Annotated in this window: 13 protein-coding genes and 1 pseudogene; 8 read left to right on the plus strand and 6 right to left on the minus strand. The window is 38.7% G+C overall.

Features of this window, described 5'->3' with window-relative positions:
• Positions 1–144: 144 nt before the first annotated feature.
• A complete protein-coding gene (locus DYI81_RS15325; RefSeq protein ID WP_117008016.1) occupies positions 145–699 on the plus strand; it encodes a hypothetical protein in 555 nt (184 codons plus the stop codon).
• A gap of 80 nt (positions 700–779) precedes the next feature.
• Here DYI81_RS15325 and DYI81_RS15330 read toward each other — a convergent pair whose 3' ends face one another.
• Positions 780–1685 (minus strand): neutral zinc metallopeptidase, encoded by a 906-nt coding sequence (locus DYI81_RS15330; protein ID WP_117008017.1) that lies wholly within the window; start codon positions 1683–1685, stop codon positions 780–782.
• A gap of 56 nt (positions 1686–1741) precedes the next feature.
• Positions 1742–2662 carry a DUF808 domain-containing protein gene (locus tag DYI81_RS15335; RefSeq protein ID WP_117008018.1) on the minus strand — a complete coding sequence of 307 codons (921 nt, stop codon included), beginning with the start codon at positions 2660–2662 and terminating at the stop codon, positions 1742–1744.
• A gap of 188 nt (positions 2663–2850) precedes the next feature.
• Here DYI81_RS15335 and trpS point away from each other — a divergent pair, with 188 nt between their 5' ends.
• Complete coding sequence (gene trpS / locus DYI81_RS15340) at positions 2851–3864, plus strand: tryptophan--tRNA ligase (protein ID WP_106985745.1); 1014 nt, start codon at positions 2851–2853, stop codon at positions 3862–3864.
• Between the two features lie 360 nt (positions 3865–4224).
• Here the strand turns inward: trpS and DYI81_RS15345 are convergent.
• Together DYI81_RS15345 and lysS are read right to left on the minus strand one after the other, a co-directional pair.
• A pseudogene (locus DYI81_RS15345) lies at positions 4225–5608 on the minus strand (capsule assembly Wzi family protein).
• Positions 5609–5908: 300 nt separating this feature from the next.
• Positions 5909–7438, minus strand: coding sequence for a lysine--tRNA ligase (gene lysS, locus DYI81_RS15350; RefSeq protein WP_117008019.1), 1530 nt, complete (start codon positions 7436–7438; stop codon positions 5909–5911).
• Positions 7439–7931: 493 nt separating this feature from the next.
• On the opposite strand from lysS, the gene DYI81_RS15355 reads away from it, so the two are divergent.
• A complete protein-coding gene (locus DYI81_RS15355) occupies positions 7932–8438 on the plus strand; it encodes a YqiA/YcfP family alpha/beta fold hydrolase (protein WP_117008020.1) in 507 nt (168 codons plus the stop codon).
• 154 nt (positions 8439–8592) lie between these two features.
• Here DYI81_RS15355 and DYI81_RS15360 read toward each other — a convergent pair whose 3' ends face one another.
• Positions 8593–9135, minus strand: coding sequence for an adenine phosphoribosyltransferase (locus tag DYI81_RS15360; protein WP_106985748.1), 543 nt, complete (start codon positions 9133–9135; stop codon positions 8593–8595).
• A 541-nt stretch (positions 9136–9676) separates the two neighbouring features.
• Here DYI81_RS15360 and rubA point away from each other — a divergent pair.
• The 5 genes from rubA (at position 9677) to DYI81_RS15385 (ending at position 14756) form a co-directional block, all read left to right on the plus strand.
• A complete protein-coding gene (gene rubA, locus DYI81_RS15365) occupies positions 9677–9841 on the plus strand; it encodes a rubredoxin RubA (protein WP_068974687.1) in 165 nt (54 codons plus the stop codon).
• A 76-nt stretch (positions 9842–9917) separates the two neighbouring features.
• On the plus strand, positions 9918–11099 hold the full coding sequence (locus DYI81_RS15370; protein WP_117008021.1) for an FAD-dependent oxidoreductase: 1182 nt from the start codon (positions 9918–9920) through the stop codon (positions 11097–11099).
• Between the two features lie 58 nt (positions 11100–11157).
• Positions 11158–12096: an esterase EstB gene (gene estB / locus DYI81_RS15375; protein WP_106985750.1), complete on the plus strand. Its 939-nt coding sequence runs from the start codon at positions 11158–11160 to the stop codon at positions 12094–12096.
• A gap of 13 nt (positions 12097–12109) precedes the next feature.
• Positions 12110–13015, plus strand: coding sequence for a LysR family transcriptional regulator OxyR (gene oxyR / locus DYI81_RS15380; RefSeq protein ID WP_106985751.1), 906 nt, complete (start codon positions 12110–12112; stop codon positions 13013–13015).
• Between the two features lie 1099 nt (positions 13016–14114).
• Positions 14115–14756: a response regulator transcription factor gene (locus DYI81_RS15385; RefSeq protein WP_117008022.1), complete on the plus strand. Its 642-nt coding sequence runs from the start codon at positions 14115–14117 to the stop codon at positions 14754–14756.
• Positions 14757–14891: 135 nt separating this feature from the next.
• Here the strand turns inward: DYI81_RS15385 and ppk1 are convergent, their stop codons facing one another.
• Positions 14892–16973: a polyphosphate kinase 1 gene (gene ppk1 / locus DYI81_RS15390; RefSeq protein ID WP_117008023.1), complete on the minus strand. Its 2082-nt coding sequence runs from the start codon at positions 16971–16973 to the stop codon at positions 14892–14894.
• Positions 16974–17199 lie beyond the last annotated feature (226 nt).

A 17199-nucleotide genomic window follows, 5' to 3' on the forward strand; every position in this document is an offset into this window, starting at 1 on the left:
AGATTGTAAATATTGTACTCAAATCGCGACTATTTTCGTGTAGCAATTCAGTTTATTTCACTATTTCATACAGAATGTTTTACCATAAAGTAACTGCCATAGGTTTAGTGTCTTATGGTTTAAACTGCTTGTTGTGATGATCTTATGCACCTTACTGTAAAAACTGTTTTCCGCATGTGTTTCGCGGCTGTTATTTTTTTCATCACCATCTCTTTGGTCTGGACGTGTATCTCAAAATTAAATGAAATACGTTTAGCTGATCAAACATTTCAAAATGCTCAAACGATTCATTTGGTTTCCACAAAGAAAGAGCAATTGGTGTTAATTTCTAACAATCAAAAACCAGACCCAGCTATATATATTGCGATTGCGCAAAATGGTTATATTGCCAAAATTAGTTGCGAGCACTATGCAAATATTTGTACAGATCAATACAACCAGCAACAAACCCGACAGATTCATCAAGTCGATTTACTAAAAGTAGGCTACAACTTCTATATTCATCAAGTTAAATATACGGATAGTCGCACACAACACTCTCAGGAATTCAAATACGATCAAGCCCAAATACAACAAGCATATCAACAAGACATAAATAATTTAAAATATACAGTGTTTGGGATTGGATTATTTTCGTGCGCAGCCCTATTTGTTAGCTTCCGAATTTTAGTTAATTTCAAGAAATTCTTAAATAAATAAACATGTCTTTAAAATCAAAATCTAGATCAGCATCAAAAAAAGAAAAGAGGAAAGTCTTTTTTTGATGCAATAAAACTTGTTTAAATTGCTTGATTAAACGTATCGCAACTGTCAATTCGACCTGACTTTAAACCAATGTCAAACCATTTCATCCGCTGTTGACTAGTACCATGGGTAAAACTGTCTGGTACCACTTGGCCCGTTGCGCTTTTTTGCAAATAATCATCACCAATTTTATGTGCAGCATCCATCGCTTCTTCGACATCACCTGATTCTAAAAATTGCGTACGCGCATTGTTGTGATTTGCCCAAATTCCTGCGAAACAATCTGCTTGTAATTCTTGACGAACGGACAACTGATTACCTTGTACTTTCGTTGCTTTGGCACGTGCTTGCTGCACCTGCTGAGAAACACCTAAAAGTGTTTGTATATGATGACCAACTTCATGAGCAACCACGTATGCTTGTGCAAAATCTCCAGCCTGATCATCACGACTCAGTTCAGTGTTATTTTGCTCACCCGAAATACCCATTTGCGTGCGCATATCTTTAAAGAATGCTGTATCTATATAAACTTTTTGATCTGCAGGACAATAAAATGGCCCCATTGCAGCTTGTGCAGTACCACAGCCTGAGTTCACTACACCATTAAACATCACCAATTTAGGTGGCGTATATTGTGCATTCAACTGCTGTTTAAATATTTCATTCCATGTATCTTCAGTATCTGCAAGCACAGTACCCACAAATTGCATAGCTTCTTGCTGATCAGGTGTAGGATTATCCAAACCTTTGGTTTCCGCAGACGATGCCTGCTGTGTAACTTGCTTGGTTGCTTGATAAGCCTGCTGAGGGTCAACACCAAAAAACTTCCACGCAACAAAAGCCACAACTAAACCAAGGATACTAATCCCACCCGCTTTCGCACCACCGCCACCACGACGGTCTTCTACATTTGCACTGACTCGGCGACCTTTCCAACGCATCTCAATCTCCCTATTCAGCTATTTTGGTTATGTTAAGCCTATTCTTTCATTTGGGTCTAGGTGCTTTTATGTCGAACTTTCCCAATCAGATGAACAACCAACAAGACCAAGAGACCTGCCACAATACCTGTCACCAAGTTAATTGCCGTGGGTGTTATTGCACCGATAATACTCGACATAGTTGGGAGCTCCTGTGCAAATTGTACTGCATCCTCTGTAAAATGATGCATCCAAGGCACAGCATGATTAATAATACCACCACCCACTAAAAACATCGCGATGGTTCCCACAATCGTAAGCGTCTTCATTAACTTTGGCGCAAATGCCAGTAATCCTCGGCCAATTGTATTTTTAAATGCTGAGGGTTTCTGAGTCAGATAAAGCCCTAAATCATCAATTTTTACAATCATTGCCACAAAACCATAAACACCCACAGTCATAATGACTGCAATCACACTGAGTACACTTAGCTTGGTCAAAAATGTTGCGGTCGCAACAGTACCCAAGGAAATCACTACAATTTCAGCGGACAAAATAAAGTCGGTACGAATCGCCCCTTTTATTTTGTCTTTTTCAAATGTAGCCAAATCAATTTCAGTATTTTCCAGCTCCTGTTGTGCATCTTCTGCTGTTTTTGCTTTTTTATGAAATAGACTATGAATAACCTTCTCTACACCTTCATAGCATAAAAATAAACCACCGATCATCAGCAAAGGATTGATCAGCCACGGTGCAATCACACTGATTAAAAGCGCTAAGGGCACCAAGATTAATTTATTAACAAATGAACCTTTTGCAACACCCCAAACCACAGGTAATTCACGCTCTGAACGCACACCACTGACTTGCTGGGCATTTAAGGCTAGGTCATCCCCTAATACGCCAGCCGTTTTTTTGGCTGCCATTTTACTCATGACCGCAACATCATCTAAAACCGTGGCAATATCATCTAGCAATAACAACAAACTACTGGCCATTTTTATTCTTCCTCATTTTTTGCATGAGTTTAATCGCTTTCATCGCAAAATAATGTATCTGCATGATGATTTTTTAGATATTTTTTTACAGATTTCTAATGTGGCTGACATATTGAAAAATTATCCCGTACAATGTTGCCATTCGTTAAAAATGTACAGCAGCGCTGGCTGCAAAGATGGAATAGATAATGAGCAATCAAGATAACCGTCCAGTGATTTTGACTGGCGACCGACCAACAGGACAACTTCACCTCGGTCACTTTGTAGGTTCTTTACGTTCACGTGTAGGCTTACAAGATTCGCATCACCAACACCTGTTATTGGCTGATGCTCAAGCGCTGACTGATAATGCCGATAATTTCGAAAAAGTACGTCGCAATATTATTGAAGTTGCAACCGATTATTTGGCAGTCGGCATTGACCCTACTAAAACAACAATTTGTGTTCAATCATGCTTACCAGCATTAAATGAACTTACCATGCTGTATTTAAATTTTGTAACGGTTTCACGTTTAGAACGTAACCCGACCATTAAATCTGAAATTCAAATGCGTGGATTTGAGCGTGATATTCCAGCAGGCTTCTTATGCTATCCAGTTGCTCAAGCTGCCGACATTACTGCGTTTAAAGCCAGCATTGTGCCTGTAGGTGAAGACCAAATTCCAATGATTGAACAAACCAATGAAATTGTTCGTCGTTTGAACCGTCAAATTGGTCATGACTTACTGCCAGAATGTAAAGCACTCTTATCGAATGTTGGTCGTTTACCTGGCTTCGATGGTAAGGCTAAAATGTCTAAATCTTTGGGCAACACTATTGTGCTTGATGCATCTGACAAAGACATTAAAAAAGCTGTTAATGCGATGTATACAGATCCAAATCACCTTCGTATTGAAGATCCAGGCCAAGTAGAAGGTAACGTTGTCTTTACTTATTTAGATGCCTTTGATCCAAACAAAGAAGAAGTTGAAGAACTAAAAGAACATTACCGTCGTGGTGGTTTAGGTGATGGTACAGTGAAGAAACGTCTTGAAGGTGTACTTAAAGAATTAATCACGCCTATCCGTGAGCGTCGTATCGAACTTGCAAAAGATCCAGATTACATCATGGATATTTTGAAGCATGGTACAGACAAATGTCGCGATATCACACAGCAAACGCTAGATGAAGTTAAAGCAGGTCTTGGTGTATTCCATTTCTAAGAATTTTCATCGCAAATTAAAAGCCTTTCTTTGATGAAGGGCTTTTTTTATACAAATTCTTTGACATCAGTCACACAAAGTGCGCATTCTTAACGCTTCGTAACATCGCGTAACTCGAATACTCATGAATGATCCACACTTTCGTTTTATGATCTACTCATGTTTTAGGAAACCCTAAGTCATACATTTTTCCTTTACCGAGACTACGCGAGTAGTTTCGTTGTTATACGCAATGACAACCCCAATCATTGCGTATTTTTTTGTCCAAAAATCATGTATTCAACCAAATATTTCACATTAAGCCATATTAAAAAACCCACAATTAAGTGGGCTTTCTTCAATTCATAACTGAATCAGATATTAATTTAATGGAAACTCTATCCCCAAAGACACCCCAGCATCTGTACCACGACGATCAGAATCACTGAGCCAACCATTCAATTTGACAGGAATATCAGTACGTAGCTGATGCGTCCAAGTTAAATCAAGTGCATTAACTTCATCCTTTTCTGGGAAAGCTAAATTATTTTTTGCACCTCGTTCACTGCCAGTAAGTTTGGCAAATAACACACGTCCATTCACACGATTGGCTGAATTAATCGTCACACTACCACCAGTAGATACCATTTGACCATCACCACCCATGGCATGACCCAATGGGAAACCATGTTGGTAGTAGCCATCCTTATAATTATGATGATTATATGAAATACCTCGAGCATCACCATTAGTACGCGTATCAGCCCACTCTGCATAAAGCTGATAAGGCATATCCTTCATTGATGAAGAATAATCAGCACCTGCAAGATACATTTTTTTCGCTGGCAGTAAGCCAGACTCATCTTCACCAACATATTGACTATACAGACTCATCGGCACATTCATCAGCTTCTGTAAATTTAAACGACCATCAAAACCAGCAATCTGATTTGATGCATTTTTATCATTTACACAATTACCATCAGTACAGTCATTATCTTTACCAATAATTGCATTCCAGTACGCATTAAATGACTTAGGCTGACCTTTACCCCCAATCTGAAGCGTTCTAGATGCACCAAACTCTAGATAAGGCAATGGTTGTGCTGTTAAACGCATACCAATTAAATTAGTATCTGGAATAGCGCGATAATCATCTAAACGTCCAGCAAAAACTTGATATTGCCAAGGCCCAACCCATGACAACCACTTGCTGTCAAAAGCACTTTGTGTGGCACGCTGCGCAGTAAAACCATAAACAGGCCGACTTGCATCACCACGGATCAAACTACCGTCATGCCCTGGCCCCCAGTAAGTTAGGATCTGACCTGCAATCAACCATTGATTCCAAAGTTTGCCTGCAAGATATGAACCTTCAACATTGACGGTTTGTTTCAGCATTTACACGTAAACGTGCATCCCAATTTTGACTACCAGCATTCAATTCTACAGCCGCTTGAAACTGAGCTTTTTGATGATCATCAAAGTTTTGTGGGATATTTTTTTGATCTGACTCAGCAAACACTTCCGCTTTTAATAATGTATTGTTTGCAGTCAATTGACTTTTGATCGATTGAATCACTTTTTGCTGTGCAACAGTACTCACTTTGGCAGACGCTAAAGCACGCTGCACCTCATCTCCACTTAAGGGCCAAGTCGATGTACTGATTTGAATTACCCCTTGCTGATTAAGCCAATTCAAATCAGTACGCAATGATTCATCATTTAAAACCAAGCCTTGCGCCCAAACAGGTGCTACACACATACTCAACAGCCAAAATGACAAACAGCGCTTATTTACAATTTTCAAACCTTCTCTCTTAAATTCTAATACTTAATTCAACCTTAATTCTTAAATTATTCTCGTGAAAAATAATCATTTCTTAAAGAATATTTACAATAAAATAACCAACAGATATATTTAAAAACATGATTAAACTATTCTTTTTATGATTTTTTCAATTTTGTTTAATCACCAATAAAAAACAACACAATTTTTTTTAAAACTGCTTGCATAAAAAAACCCGCTATAAAGCGGGTTTTTTTAACACTCAGTTTTTATCACTTAAGCATTTTTATGACGCATGTGTGGGAACAAAATCACATCACGAATACTTGGTGCATTCGCAAACAGCATGACTAAACGGTCAATACCAATACCTTGGCCAGCTGTAGGAGGCAAACCATATTCTAATGCTTCAACGAAATCTGCATCGTAATGCATCGCTTCATCATCACCTGCATCTTTTTCAGCAACTTGTGCTTGGAAGCGTTCTGCTTGGTCAATTGGGTCATTTAACTCTGAGAAACCATTTGCAAGTTCACGACCACCAATGAAGAATTCAAAACGGTCTGTGATATGCGGGTTGTCATCGTTACGACGAGCCAATGGAGAAGTTTCCGCAGGATATTCAGTAATGAAAGTCGGTTGACGTAATTGAGTTTCAACAGTTTCTTCAAATACAATCGTTTGAAGTTTGCCTAAACCAAAACCAGGTTTTACTTGTTCTTTAAGTTCTTCACGAACAAAGTTTGCAAGGAATTCACGGTCAGCGACATTTTCAGCAGTAAAGCTTGGGTTGTGTTCAAGAATCGCATCAAACATCGAGATTTTTTTGTATGGACCTTTGAAGCTATACACTTCTTCGCCATAAGGAACATCTGTAGAACCTAAAATGTCGATTGCCAGTTTCTCAAGCATTTTTTCAGTGAGTTCCATCAAGTCTTTATAATCTGCATAAGCTTGATAGAATTCAATCATAGTGAATTCAGGGTTATGACGTGTAGAAACACCTTCGTTACGGAAGTTACGGTTAATTTCGAATACACGTTCAAAACCACCAACAACCAAACGCTTTAAATAAAGCTCAGGTGCAATACGTAAGAATAGCGGCATATCCAATGCATTATGATGTGTTTCAAATGGACGTGCAGATGCACCACCTGGAATCACATGCATCATTGGAGTTTCAACTTCCATGAAGCGTTCATTGGTTAAATATGCACGAATACCTGACACTACTTTTGCACGAATTTCAAAAGTTTTACGTGTTTCTTCGTTTACGATTAAGTCTAAGTAGCGCTTACGATACTTTACTTCCGTGTCAGTTAGACCATGGAACTTATCAGGAAGTGGGCGTAATGATTTTGTTAATAATTCGAAATGTTCGATATGTACATAAAGATCACCTTTACCAGAGCGACCCACATAACCTTTAATTGCGATGATATCGCCAAGATCTAAACCTTTGATTGTTTCCAATACTTCAGGTGCAAGCTCTTTACGTGCAACATATAACTGGATACGACCTGTCATATCTTGAATCACAATGAATGAACCACGGTTCAACATTACACGACCCGCTACAGATACATACACCTTTTCACCCGCTTCGATATCTTCTTTCGATACGTCTGCAAATTGGTCTTGTAAGTCTTGTGCGTAGTGCTCACGTTTAAACGTATTTGGCCAAGGGCTTGTACCCTTTTCCTTTGCCTGTTCTTCAATTTGCTTTAACTTGGCATGACGCTGTGCAATTAAATCGTTTTCGGAAATGTGTTGTTCAGAAGTCGATTGAGCGTTATTTTGCGTCATCTCTGCCTCGAATATGATCAAATAAATAAGAAGTTGCATAGCATAGCAGAAATAGAGAAAAATTCGAAGAATCTCTGTGAATTTCAATGTGCTTTCACTCTGCTCCGCACTTTTAAGCTACTATGGCCATTTTTTTAGTCCTGAGCCAACTTTTACAACTATCGGTAATTGCACAGTCCAAAGGCTGACTTACCCTCTTCACCTACGCATTAAAACAACGCTCTAATGCAACCATAAACCTTTTATCAATTCTTCATCATACATCTCACTAGCTCAGCAAGTTGTTGGCGTACATCACTATTTCACTCAGTGTTAAGCCAACCTAAAATATTGATAAAGATGATCTACTTATGACTTATCCCTTAGTAGATTAGACCAATAGCTAAATTATCTTTTTGTGATTAAGCCCTACAATAAGTCAATCGTATTGATTGAAAATTACATTATTTTCAATTGCCAGACATTTTAAAAAAATTCAGTGCGAACAAAAAAAATGACTTCTTGTGTATCTAAAATTCTGTTTTTGCATGGACTTGATTCCTCAAAAGAATCTACAAAATTCCATGCAATTGATGCCGAACAAAAGTACTGCATCAATATCGACTACCGAAACCTAAATTTTCGGACAGTGGCTGACTTTTATCACGATATTATTCAAAAAATTCAACCTAAAATTATTGTGGGACATAGTTTAGGGGGCTATTGGGCTTTAAAAATGTCACATGCTCATCACATTCCCTGTGTTATCGCCAATCCAAGTCTTAAGCCAAATTTCCGTGATGACTACCCTGCGATTAGCGATTACGATTTAGACCATGATATTCCACAACTCGCTTATTTGGAGCTGGGTGATGAAATTCTAGATATGTACGAAGTTAAACACCAATTAGAAGATTTTATGCAAGTTGAAACATATACAGGTGGGCACCATCGCCTAGCACATCCTGAATGTATTAATGCACTCATTCAACAAATTGAAACGACACAGCGCCAAAAATAATCTTGTTGGCTCAGGCGATATAAAAAGGCCTTTTTATGCTATGCAAAAACGCATAGTTCAACACGATTGGGCATATACATCAAAACTCTGTGCTGGGCAAAAAAAAGCCTTGCATGAGCAAGGCTTTGATTGACTGATTCAAATCAATACTTCATTAAGCAGCATCTGCCTCAGGCTTAGATTTATCATCTAATACTGTCCAGATCTTCATACCCAAATCTTGGTGTAAGTCAGGAAGATCTAAGAAAATGCTCGCACCTAAAATTTCGTGATTACATTTTTCAGCCAACTGTTTAACCGCTTTTAAGGTGCCACCAGTAGCCAAAACATCATCCACAATAATCACTTTTTGCGCTTGAATTTCAGCAGACATTTCTAAACGGTCCATACCATATTCTAAGCTATAACCCACACCAACAACTGGCGGTGGTAACTTGCCAGCTTTACGTACTAAGATAAGGCCCTTGCCAGTACGCTGTGCCAACAAGCTTGCTAAAACAAAACCACGTGCTTCTACTGCAATAAAGCTATCTACTGCTGCCAATTGTTCTGCAGGAATACTCGCGATGAGCGCATCCGTCAACGGACCCACTTGTGTTAAGAACAACGGTGTTAAATCGAAGAAGCAAATACCAGGTTTTGGAAAATCTTGGACCGAACGAATGTGTGACCACAATGCAGTAGACGAGTTGCTCATAGGAGAAATTTAAAAATAAATAAGGAATGCGTGAATTTTAACGCTTATTCAACAAAATGAATAGTCAATATACAATTTCAACTCAAGTCAAAAACACCTAAAAACAAACTAACTTATTGTTTTATAATAAAACATTTATTTAAAAAATATTCAGTATATATTCTTCTAATTATAATTTAACGAATAATCAGCTTTTTTCATACACGGCTTTAGTCTAAAAAGCCAAAGTTTTAATCCAGTACATCCTATATAAGATGGTGATCGATAAAAGTGCGATCAATCGCATGATTTATACGACTTGCTAAGTTAGAAAAACACAAAACTTGAAACGATGACTGATGGGTTTAATGACAATTTCTGTCCTCGGCTGACATTCTGCTTTTAATTTCACTGTTTAAACTCTTATGCACTTTACTTTATGCTCGGAACTGCGTAAAAATTTAACCGAAGTTTATGCTGTTTAAAGTCAAATTATTAGAGTCTTGCAGTAGATTGAGTATTTCTGACTGTTTATACATACGGTCGGTTTTTGGAGAATCAAATGAAAAAGTATCAATGCATCGTTTGTGGATGGATTTATGACGAAGCAGAAGGTTGGCCTCAAGACGGTATCGTCGCAGGTACAAAATGGGAAGATATTCCAGACGATTGGACTTGCCCTGACTGTGGCGTGTCAAAAGCCGATTTTGAAATGGTTGAGATCTGATACATCTTTAAAAAGACCATAAGCTTATGGTCTTTTTTTACGTCTTTAATAAAATAAAATCTCTTTGGAGTCGAGTATGCACCCAATTGTCATTATTGGTTCAGGTATGGCTGGTTATGCTGCTGCACGTGAATTTCGCAAGCTAAATACAGAACAAGAACTGGTTATGATTTGTGCTGACGATGCAGCCAATTATGCAAAACCGACCCTATCCAATGCATTTGCACTCAAAAAAGCACCCGAACAAATTGCACTTGGCGATGCTGAAAAAATGGCAACACAGCTCAATATGCGCATTGTGAATCATACTTGGGTTAAAAACATTGATACGGCAGTTCAGGAAATTCAACTTGAAAATACTCAAGGTGAAGCTTCAACTCAAGCCTATTCTCAGCTCGTGCTTGCCGTGGGGGCACATGCCATTCGCTTAGCCATTGCTGGTGATGGTAGCGATGACATTCATACCGTAAACAGCTTAAGCGAGTACAAATCATTCCGTGCCTGCTTAGATCAACGTCAAGACAAACGTGTAGTGATTCTAGGCGCAGGTTTAATTGGCTGTGAATTTGCCAACGATTTACAAAATACAGGCCATGACGTTACGGTTGTAGACTTAGCACCACTGCCTTTAGGTCGTTTGTTGCCGACACACGTTGCGGAATCTTTTAAAGACAAGCTGTCATCTACAGGGATTCAATTTGTCTTAGGCACTACAGTTGAAAAAGTTGCCAAAAATGCCGATGGATCATATAGCGTCGCTTTGGCAAATGGTCAAAGCTTTACAGCGGATGCGGTCTTGTCTGCAATTGGCTTACAACCGAATCTTGCATTGACTGCAGAAGCGAACATTCAGACCAGCCGTGGCATTGTGACCAATGGCCACTTAGAAACCAATCAAGCCAGCATTTATGCTTTAGGCGACTGCGCAGAAGTTAATGGTTTGCTGTTGCCTTATGTCATGCCAATCATGCAACAAGCTCGCGCATTAGCAAAAACCTTAAATGGTGAAACAACAGCTGTGCACTATCCTGCTATGCCAGTTGCTGTAAAAACGCCAGCTGCGCCATTAACTGTTTTACCTGCACCTTTAAATGTAGAAGTTCAGTGGGAAACCGAAGAATTTGAAGATGGCATGCTATCTAAAGCACTGGATAATGAGGGCACACTGCGTGGTTTTGTATTGCTGGGCGCAACGGCTGCCAAGCAACGACTTAGTCTGACCAAGTTAGTTCCTGACTTGATTCCTGCTTCAGTTTAAGGTTTAAATACATGAACGCTTCACGCATTGAAGCGTTCAGTTTTTCAGGAAAATAAAAATGAATAGTGCCCTGCAATACCAACCTTCGCCTTACACACCATTTATGCATGAAACAAAAGTGGATTTAGGTAATGGCATTGAATTACATGTCGAAGTTGGAGGCAATCCTGAACACCCCACTCTATTATTGATTATGGGTTTGGGCGCACAAATGTTGTATTGGCCCGATTTTTTCTGCAAATCTTTGATTGATCAAGGTTATCGCATTATCCGTTACGATAATCGCGATATCGGCTTATCCTCAAAAATTCGAAACAAAGGCCCACGCTTAAATACACTCAAACTGATGGGTCGATTCGCACTGGGTTTAGACAATCAAGGCTCACCCTATAATTTATATGATATGGCCAATGATGCAGCTCTGCTCATTGAACGTTTAGGCTTAGACAAAGTTCATGTGATTGGTGCATCTATGGGGGGCATGATTGCACAAATATTAGCAGCACAGCACCCTGATAAAGTACAAAAACTGGGCTTGATGTTTACCAGTAACAACCAGCCTTTATTACCCCCACCCTTTCCAAAGCAACTTTTTAGCTTAATTGGTAAGCCTGAATCTTCAGATGAAGAAGGCATTGTGAATCATAGTCTGAAAGTTTTTAAAATTATTGGCTCCCCTGGATATGTCAATCATTTAGAAGCAATTCAGACCGCTCGTAAGTTATATCAACGAAGTTATTATCCAGCGGGTGTACTTCAACAGTTTTTAGCAATATTATGTACAGGCTCCTTGCTTAAACTAGATCAACAAATCGATCACAAGACGCTGGTGGTTCATGGCTCTAAAGATCGCTTGTTACCCCCTAGCCATGGTAAGGCAGTTGCTAAAGCAATTTCTGGCGCAAAATTTGAATTAATTGATGGAATGGGGCATGATATCCCACCGCATTTTATTCCATATCTTAGCGGGTTATTTGCTGATCACTTTAAATCATAAACATTAGGACACTATGGCTGCATTACCATCTCTAAGACAGCTGTCATATCTTGTAACGCTGTCAGAAACGCTGCATTTTACAGAAGCTGCGCGCCGTTCGTTCGTCACTCAGTCTACCCTTTCTGGGGGTATCATGGAACTAGAGCGCCTTCTTGGTGGTGTTCTGGTAGAACGTGACCGCCAAAATGTACGTTTAACACCACTTGGTGAACAAGTTGTTGGTCGAGCTCGTGTTTTATTGGCCGATGCACAAGACTTAATGCGATTAAGCCGTGAAATGAGCGAACCGCTCACTGGTGATCTGCACCTTGGGGTTATTCCAACCATTGCACCTTTCATTCTTGCTCAATTGCTAGATGAAGTGCATAAACAATTGCCTAAAATTCAATTGCATTTGCATGAAGCGCAAAGTGAAAAAATTGTTGAACGTTTAGAGCATGGCAACCTCGATATGGTTGTTCTTGCCCTGCCTTTCGATACACGTAGCTTAAAAGTTGCAGAAATTGCGAAAGAAAATCTATATTTGGTTTACCACAAAGCCGACCAAAATGCTGCGCATGCAAGCTCTTTAGATAATTTAGACCTTTCTCGCTTAATGCTTTTAGAAGAAGGCCATTGCTTACGTGATCATGCACTCAGCGCATGCCCAATTGGTGAACGTAAAAATGACCATCGCTTAAAAGCAAGTTCATTACCAACTTTGGTTGAAATGGTCTCTGCTAATCTTGGTTTCACCTTGTTGCCAGAAATTGCACTGCATACCAATATGATTAAAGCGAACCCAGATTTGGTTGTAAAACCAATTGAAGCTGGTCCTAGCCGTACGTTGGCATTGGTTACACGTAAAAGTACACCGCTACAAAGTGAATTTGACGTTTTACTTCAAATTTTGCAAAAAATTACGCAGAACTTACACTAAGTTGAAACTTAGCTAAGTATTCGCGCATCGCCTGAGTTTTATTATCCGTCCTATATGGGAAAGTGTAATAAGCTCAGGTTTTTTATTGCCCTGTCCCCACCCATGCAAAGCAGACGATCACCACCTTAGGCGCTACTCAGCTCCTTTGCTAACTATTGCAAGAATAAGCTAGATACAGTTTTTTTTTTAGTTTTGTCTTGGTATTCAGTCGCGACTCGCTCAATAGCATCGCAGGGAATTAACATCGTGAGAAGTATGAAACCAAATTAGTTATATACGGACATATACTTCAATTCAGTTATGTTAAAGCAAATATTTCATTGATAATCGCAAGATAAAGACTTCATTTTCTTCTGCAAAACACTTAGCTGAGAATGGTTAAAACTCCCCCTAAAGCAACGCTATTTTATTTTTTAATATTAAAAAAAAGAAAAGGGCAATCCAAAATGGTTGCCCTAAATAAGGTAATACATAAATGAAATATCATCTACTTCCTTTAGAAATCTTCTCACTAGCCAGATCAGTTTGAAGATGTGTTTATATTAAGATTAGCGTTTGTAATTGCCTATCCCTATTTTTGGGTATTTTTGCAAAGAAATATTATTTTTTATAACAAATAATCGTCTAATATCATAAAGTTGATTAATTTACGTGACATTAATCACACTTTCTGAGTTTTTAAAAATTTGCCAAATGATAAATTTTAGTGAACCATTAAGTCCACCCGATCAGCCCCACGCTGCTCAAAAAAACTTAGAAAAAACTCATTTATATACCGCTCACACATTTAATGTATATATTCTTTTTATTTTAACCCAATGTAGTAAATTTTATTATTTTACAATGAAAAATAACATAAAAATAACTGCAATAGATATTTGTAACATAAACAAAAACATTTACACCCAAAACCAACATAGCGTTAAAAAAATGAAAATATCAATTGCTCTACAAATACTTAATTATAACTTCCCCTTAAAATCACCATTTCTAGGTATATGCGACTGCATTTTTTTAAGGCACAGTAACTCAATATAAAAACATTGAAATACTGATTTTAATTTACGGTTATTTTTATTTAAATATTTAGAGCTATATAATGATTTCAATTCTAAGTTTACCGGTACCCGTGTTGATTATTCATCAACATCCAAATATGCCGCACACACACATACATACAATACTTGTGAACTTGGGCTATCCCGAAGATCTTATTTTGCATAGCACAGATTTAAGCATTGCAACGCAACTGATTGAACAACATCTTCCAAATTTAATTTTATGCTCTGTTGAAAATTTTGAAGATTTAGTCTTTTTACAAACTACACGCAAAATCCATCCTGAAGCTCATTTGATCAGCTTACATTCATCCATTCAGGGTGAAGAAATCTTACAGGCACTCAAATTTGGGGCAAATGCTTATTTACTCAATACCAGTGAATCTGAACAACTTGCTGAGCATATTCGTATTATTTTACGTGGAGGTGCTATTTTACATCCTGAGTTGGCAAGTTATCTGCTTAATACACACTTAACCCCACCTACTCAAATCGCGCAGACACATGCAACTGCGCTTGCTACTTCAGCTATCGCGTATTCGCCAATTGAAATTCAAATTTTGCAGCAGTTTGCACACACACAAACGCTGGAACAAACCGCATCACTACTTCAACTTTCTCCTGCTCAAGTCAGTAGTCTGATTAAACAAATCCTGCGGAAGGTTAGTTTGTATTATCACTAAAAGGCAATAGCCATACCGTAAACATCGTCTGTCCTGTTGCCTTTTTATATAAGACGAAAAACGATGGCATAAAAAAACCTGATGCTGTGCATCAGGCGTATAACTTAAAACCCAAAAGAGATGAATAAATGCTATTTATTTAATTGCATTTAATAACTCTCGTTGAGCATTGTGTAAGGTTTCATTTTCATTGACCTGTGCACGTACCCACTCACCATTGCCTTGCAGTAACCATGCTTGTTGATTGTCCTTTAAATAGTTCACCAAACCTTGCTGATAGATACGTTTTTTTAAGGCTGCATCTTCAATTGGGAAACAAGCTTCTACACGATTAAATAAGTTACGGTCCATCCAATCTGCGCTCGATGCATAAATGCGTGCATCGCCATTATTGCTAAAATAATACACACGCGTATGTTCTAAGAAACGCCCCACAATCGAACGTACACGAATGTTTTCAGACAAGCCTGGTAAGCCTGGGCGTAAGCAACAGATCGAACGAATAATTAAATCAATTTGCACTCCAGCTTGAGATGCCTCATATAATTTATTAATTAACTGTACTTCGGTCAGCGCATTCACTTTCACAATAATTTGTGCAGCTTTACCAGCTTTTGCATTGGCAATTTCATCATCAATAAAATTGACCAATTGTGCGTGCAATGTAAATGGTGCATGTAAAAGCTTTTTCAGCTTCGCCATCTTGCCCATGCCCGTCAATTCTTGAAAGATACGATGCACATCTTCACACAATTCTTTGTCGGTGGTGAGTAAGCCATAGTCGGTATAAATACGCGCATTCCCCGCATGGTAGTTACCCGTACCCAAATGGACATAGCGCACTAATTTATTATTTTCACGGCGTACCACTAAAATCATTTTGGCATGGGTTTTATAGCCCACTATGCCATATACGACTACCGCGCCTGCTTCTTGCAAAACATTTGCCACAGCAATATTTGACTCTTCATCAAAGCGTGCTCGTAACTCAATCACTGCGGTGACTTCTTTACCATTACGTGCTGCTTCTGCCAGTACTTGTACAATTTCAGAATCTGCACCGCTACGGTATAAAGTTTGTTTGATTGCAAGCACTTGTGGATCGCGTGCTGCCTCACGTAGTAGGTTAATTACGGGTGCAAAAGATTCAAACGGATGATGAAGCAAAATGTCTTGCTTCTGCATCGCACTGAAAATATTTTCAGACTTTTTCAGCACCTTTGGAATTACTGGTGTATGTGACTCATAACGCAAATGTGGGCGCTTAAAATTTGAAAGTAAGCGTGCGAGGTTGACTGGACCATCGACCTTGTAAAGTTGTTCATCTTCTAAATCGAATTCTTCTAGTAAATATTGGTAAATGTGTTCTGGGCAGTTTTCAGTTACTTCCAAACGCACAGCACGACCAAAGCGACGCGAAGAAAGTTCACCTTTTAAAGCTTTCGCCAAATCTTCTACATCTTCATTTAATGCTAAGTCGGCATTACGTGTTACACGGAATTGATAACAACCTGTTGCCGTCATGCCTGGGAATAAATCCGAAACATGCTCATGAATAATTGCTGACAGCATCACATGATGTTCTTTCCCACCAGTAAGCTCATCAGGTAAACGGACTACGCGTGGCAATGAACGTGGCGCAGGTACAACTGCCAAATCAATTTGACGACCAAAAGCATCTTTGCCTTCCAAGGTCACAATAAAGTTTAAGCTTTTGTTGACTAAGCGTGGAAATGGATGCGCTGGGTCAAGGCTAATGGGTGTAAGTACAGGTGCAACTTGCTCTTGGAAATATTTTTTTACCCACGCAGATTGTGCAGGTGTTAATTCTCCACGACGCAAGAAGCAAATGTCTTCTTCACGTAGTTTAGACAAAATTTCTTCGTTTAAAATACGATATTGACGCTCAATGGCTGCATGCGCTGTTTTTGAAATTTGATCTAGCACTTGCTTAGGGGTCAGTCCATCTGGCGTATGGCTCTCTAAACCTAAAGCAATTTGCTCCATCATACCCGCGACACGAATTTCAAAAAATTCATCGAGATTACGTGAGAAGATCAATAGAAAGTTCATGCGCTCCAATAAAGGATGCAATGGATCAACAGCTTGCTCCAATACACGCAAATGAAAATCTAAAATGGATAGCTCACGGTTAATGTAGCGATCGTTATAAGTATATTCAGGTTTTACAAGTGCTGTATCCGCTGCCGTATTCATATCTGCCCTACTAAAATGCTTAATTCACTGGCTATATTTAGTATGCTTCAAATTTGTGACAATTTCATAAAAAAAGCCGATTTTACTCGGCTTTTTTTATATCTTAGATTAGCATTTGAAGTGCAACACCATGTTGTTGCCATAATACCTGACTCGGACTTTTAAAGCCGAGTCTTTTTCTTGGCCGATGATTCAAGCGTTGAGTGATTTCTGAAATATATTCATC

Origin of the sequence: Acinetobacter sp. SWAC5 (genome assembly GCF_003419885.1) — a bacterium.
Classification (GTDB): Bacteria; Pseudomonadota; Gammaproteobacteria; order Pseudomonadales; family Moraxellaceae; genus Acinetobacter; species Acinetobacter cumulans.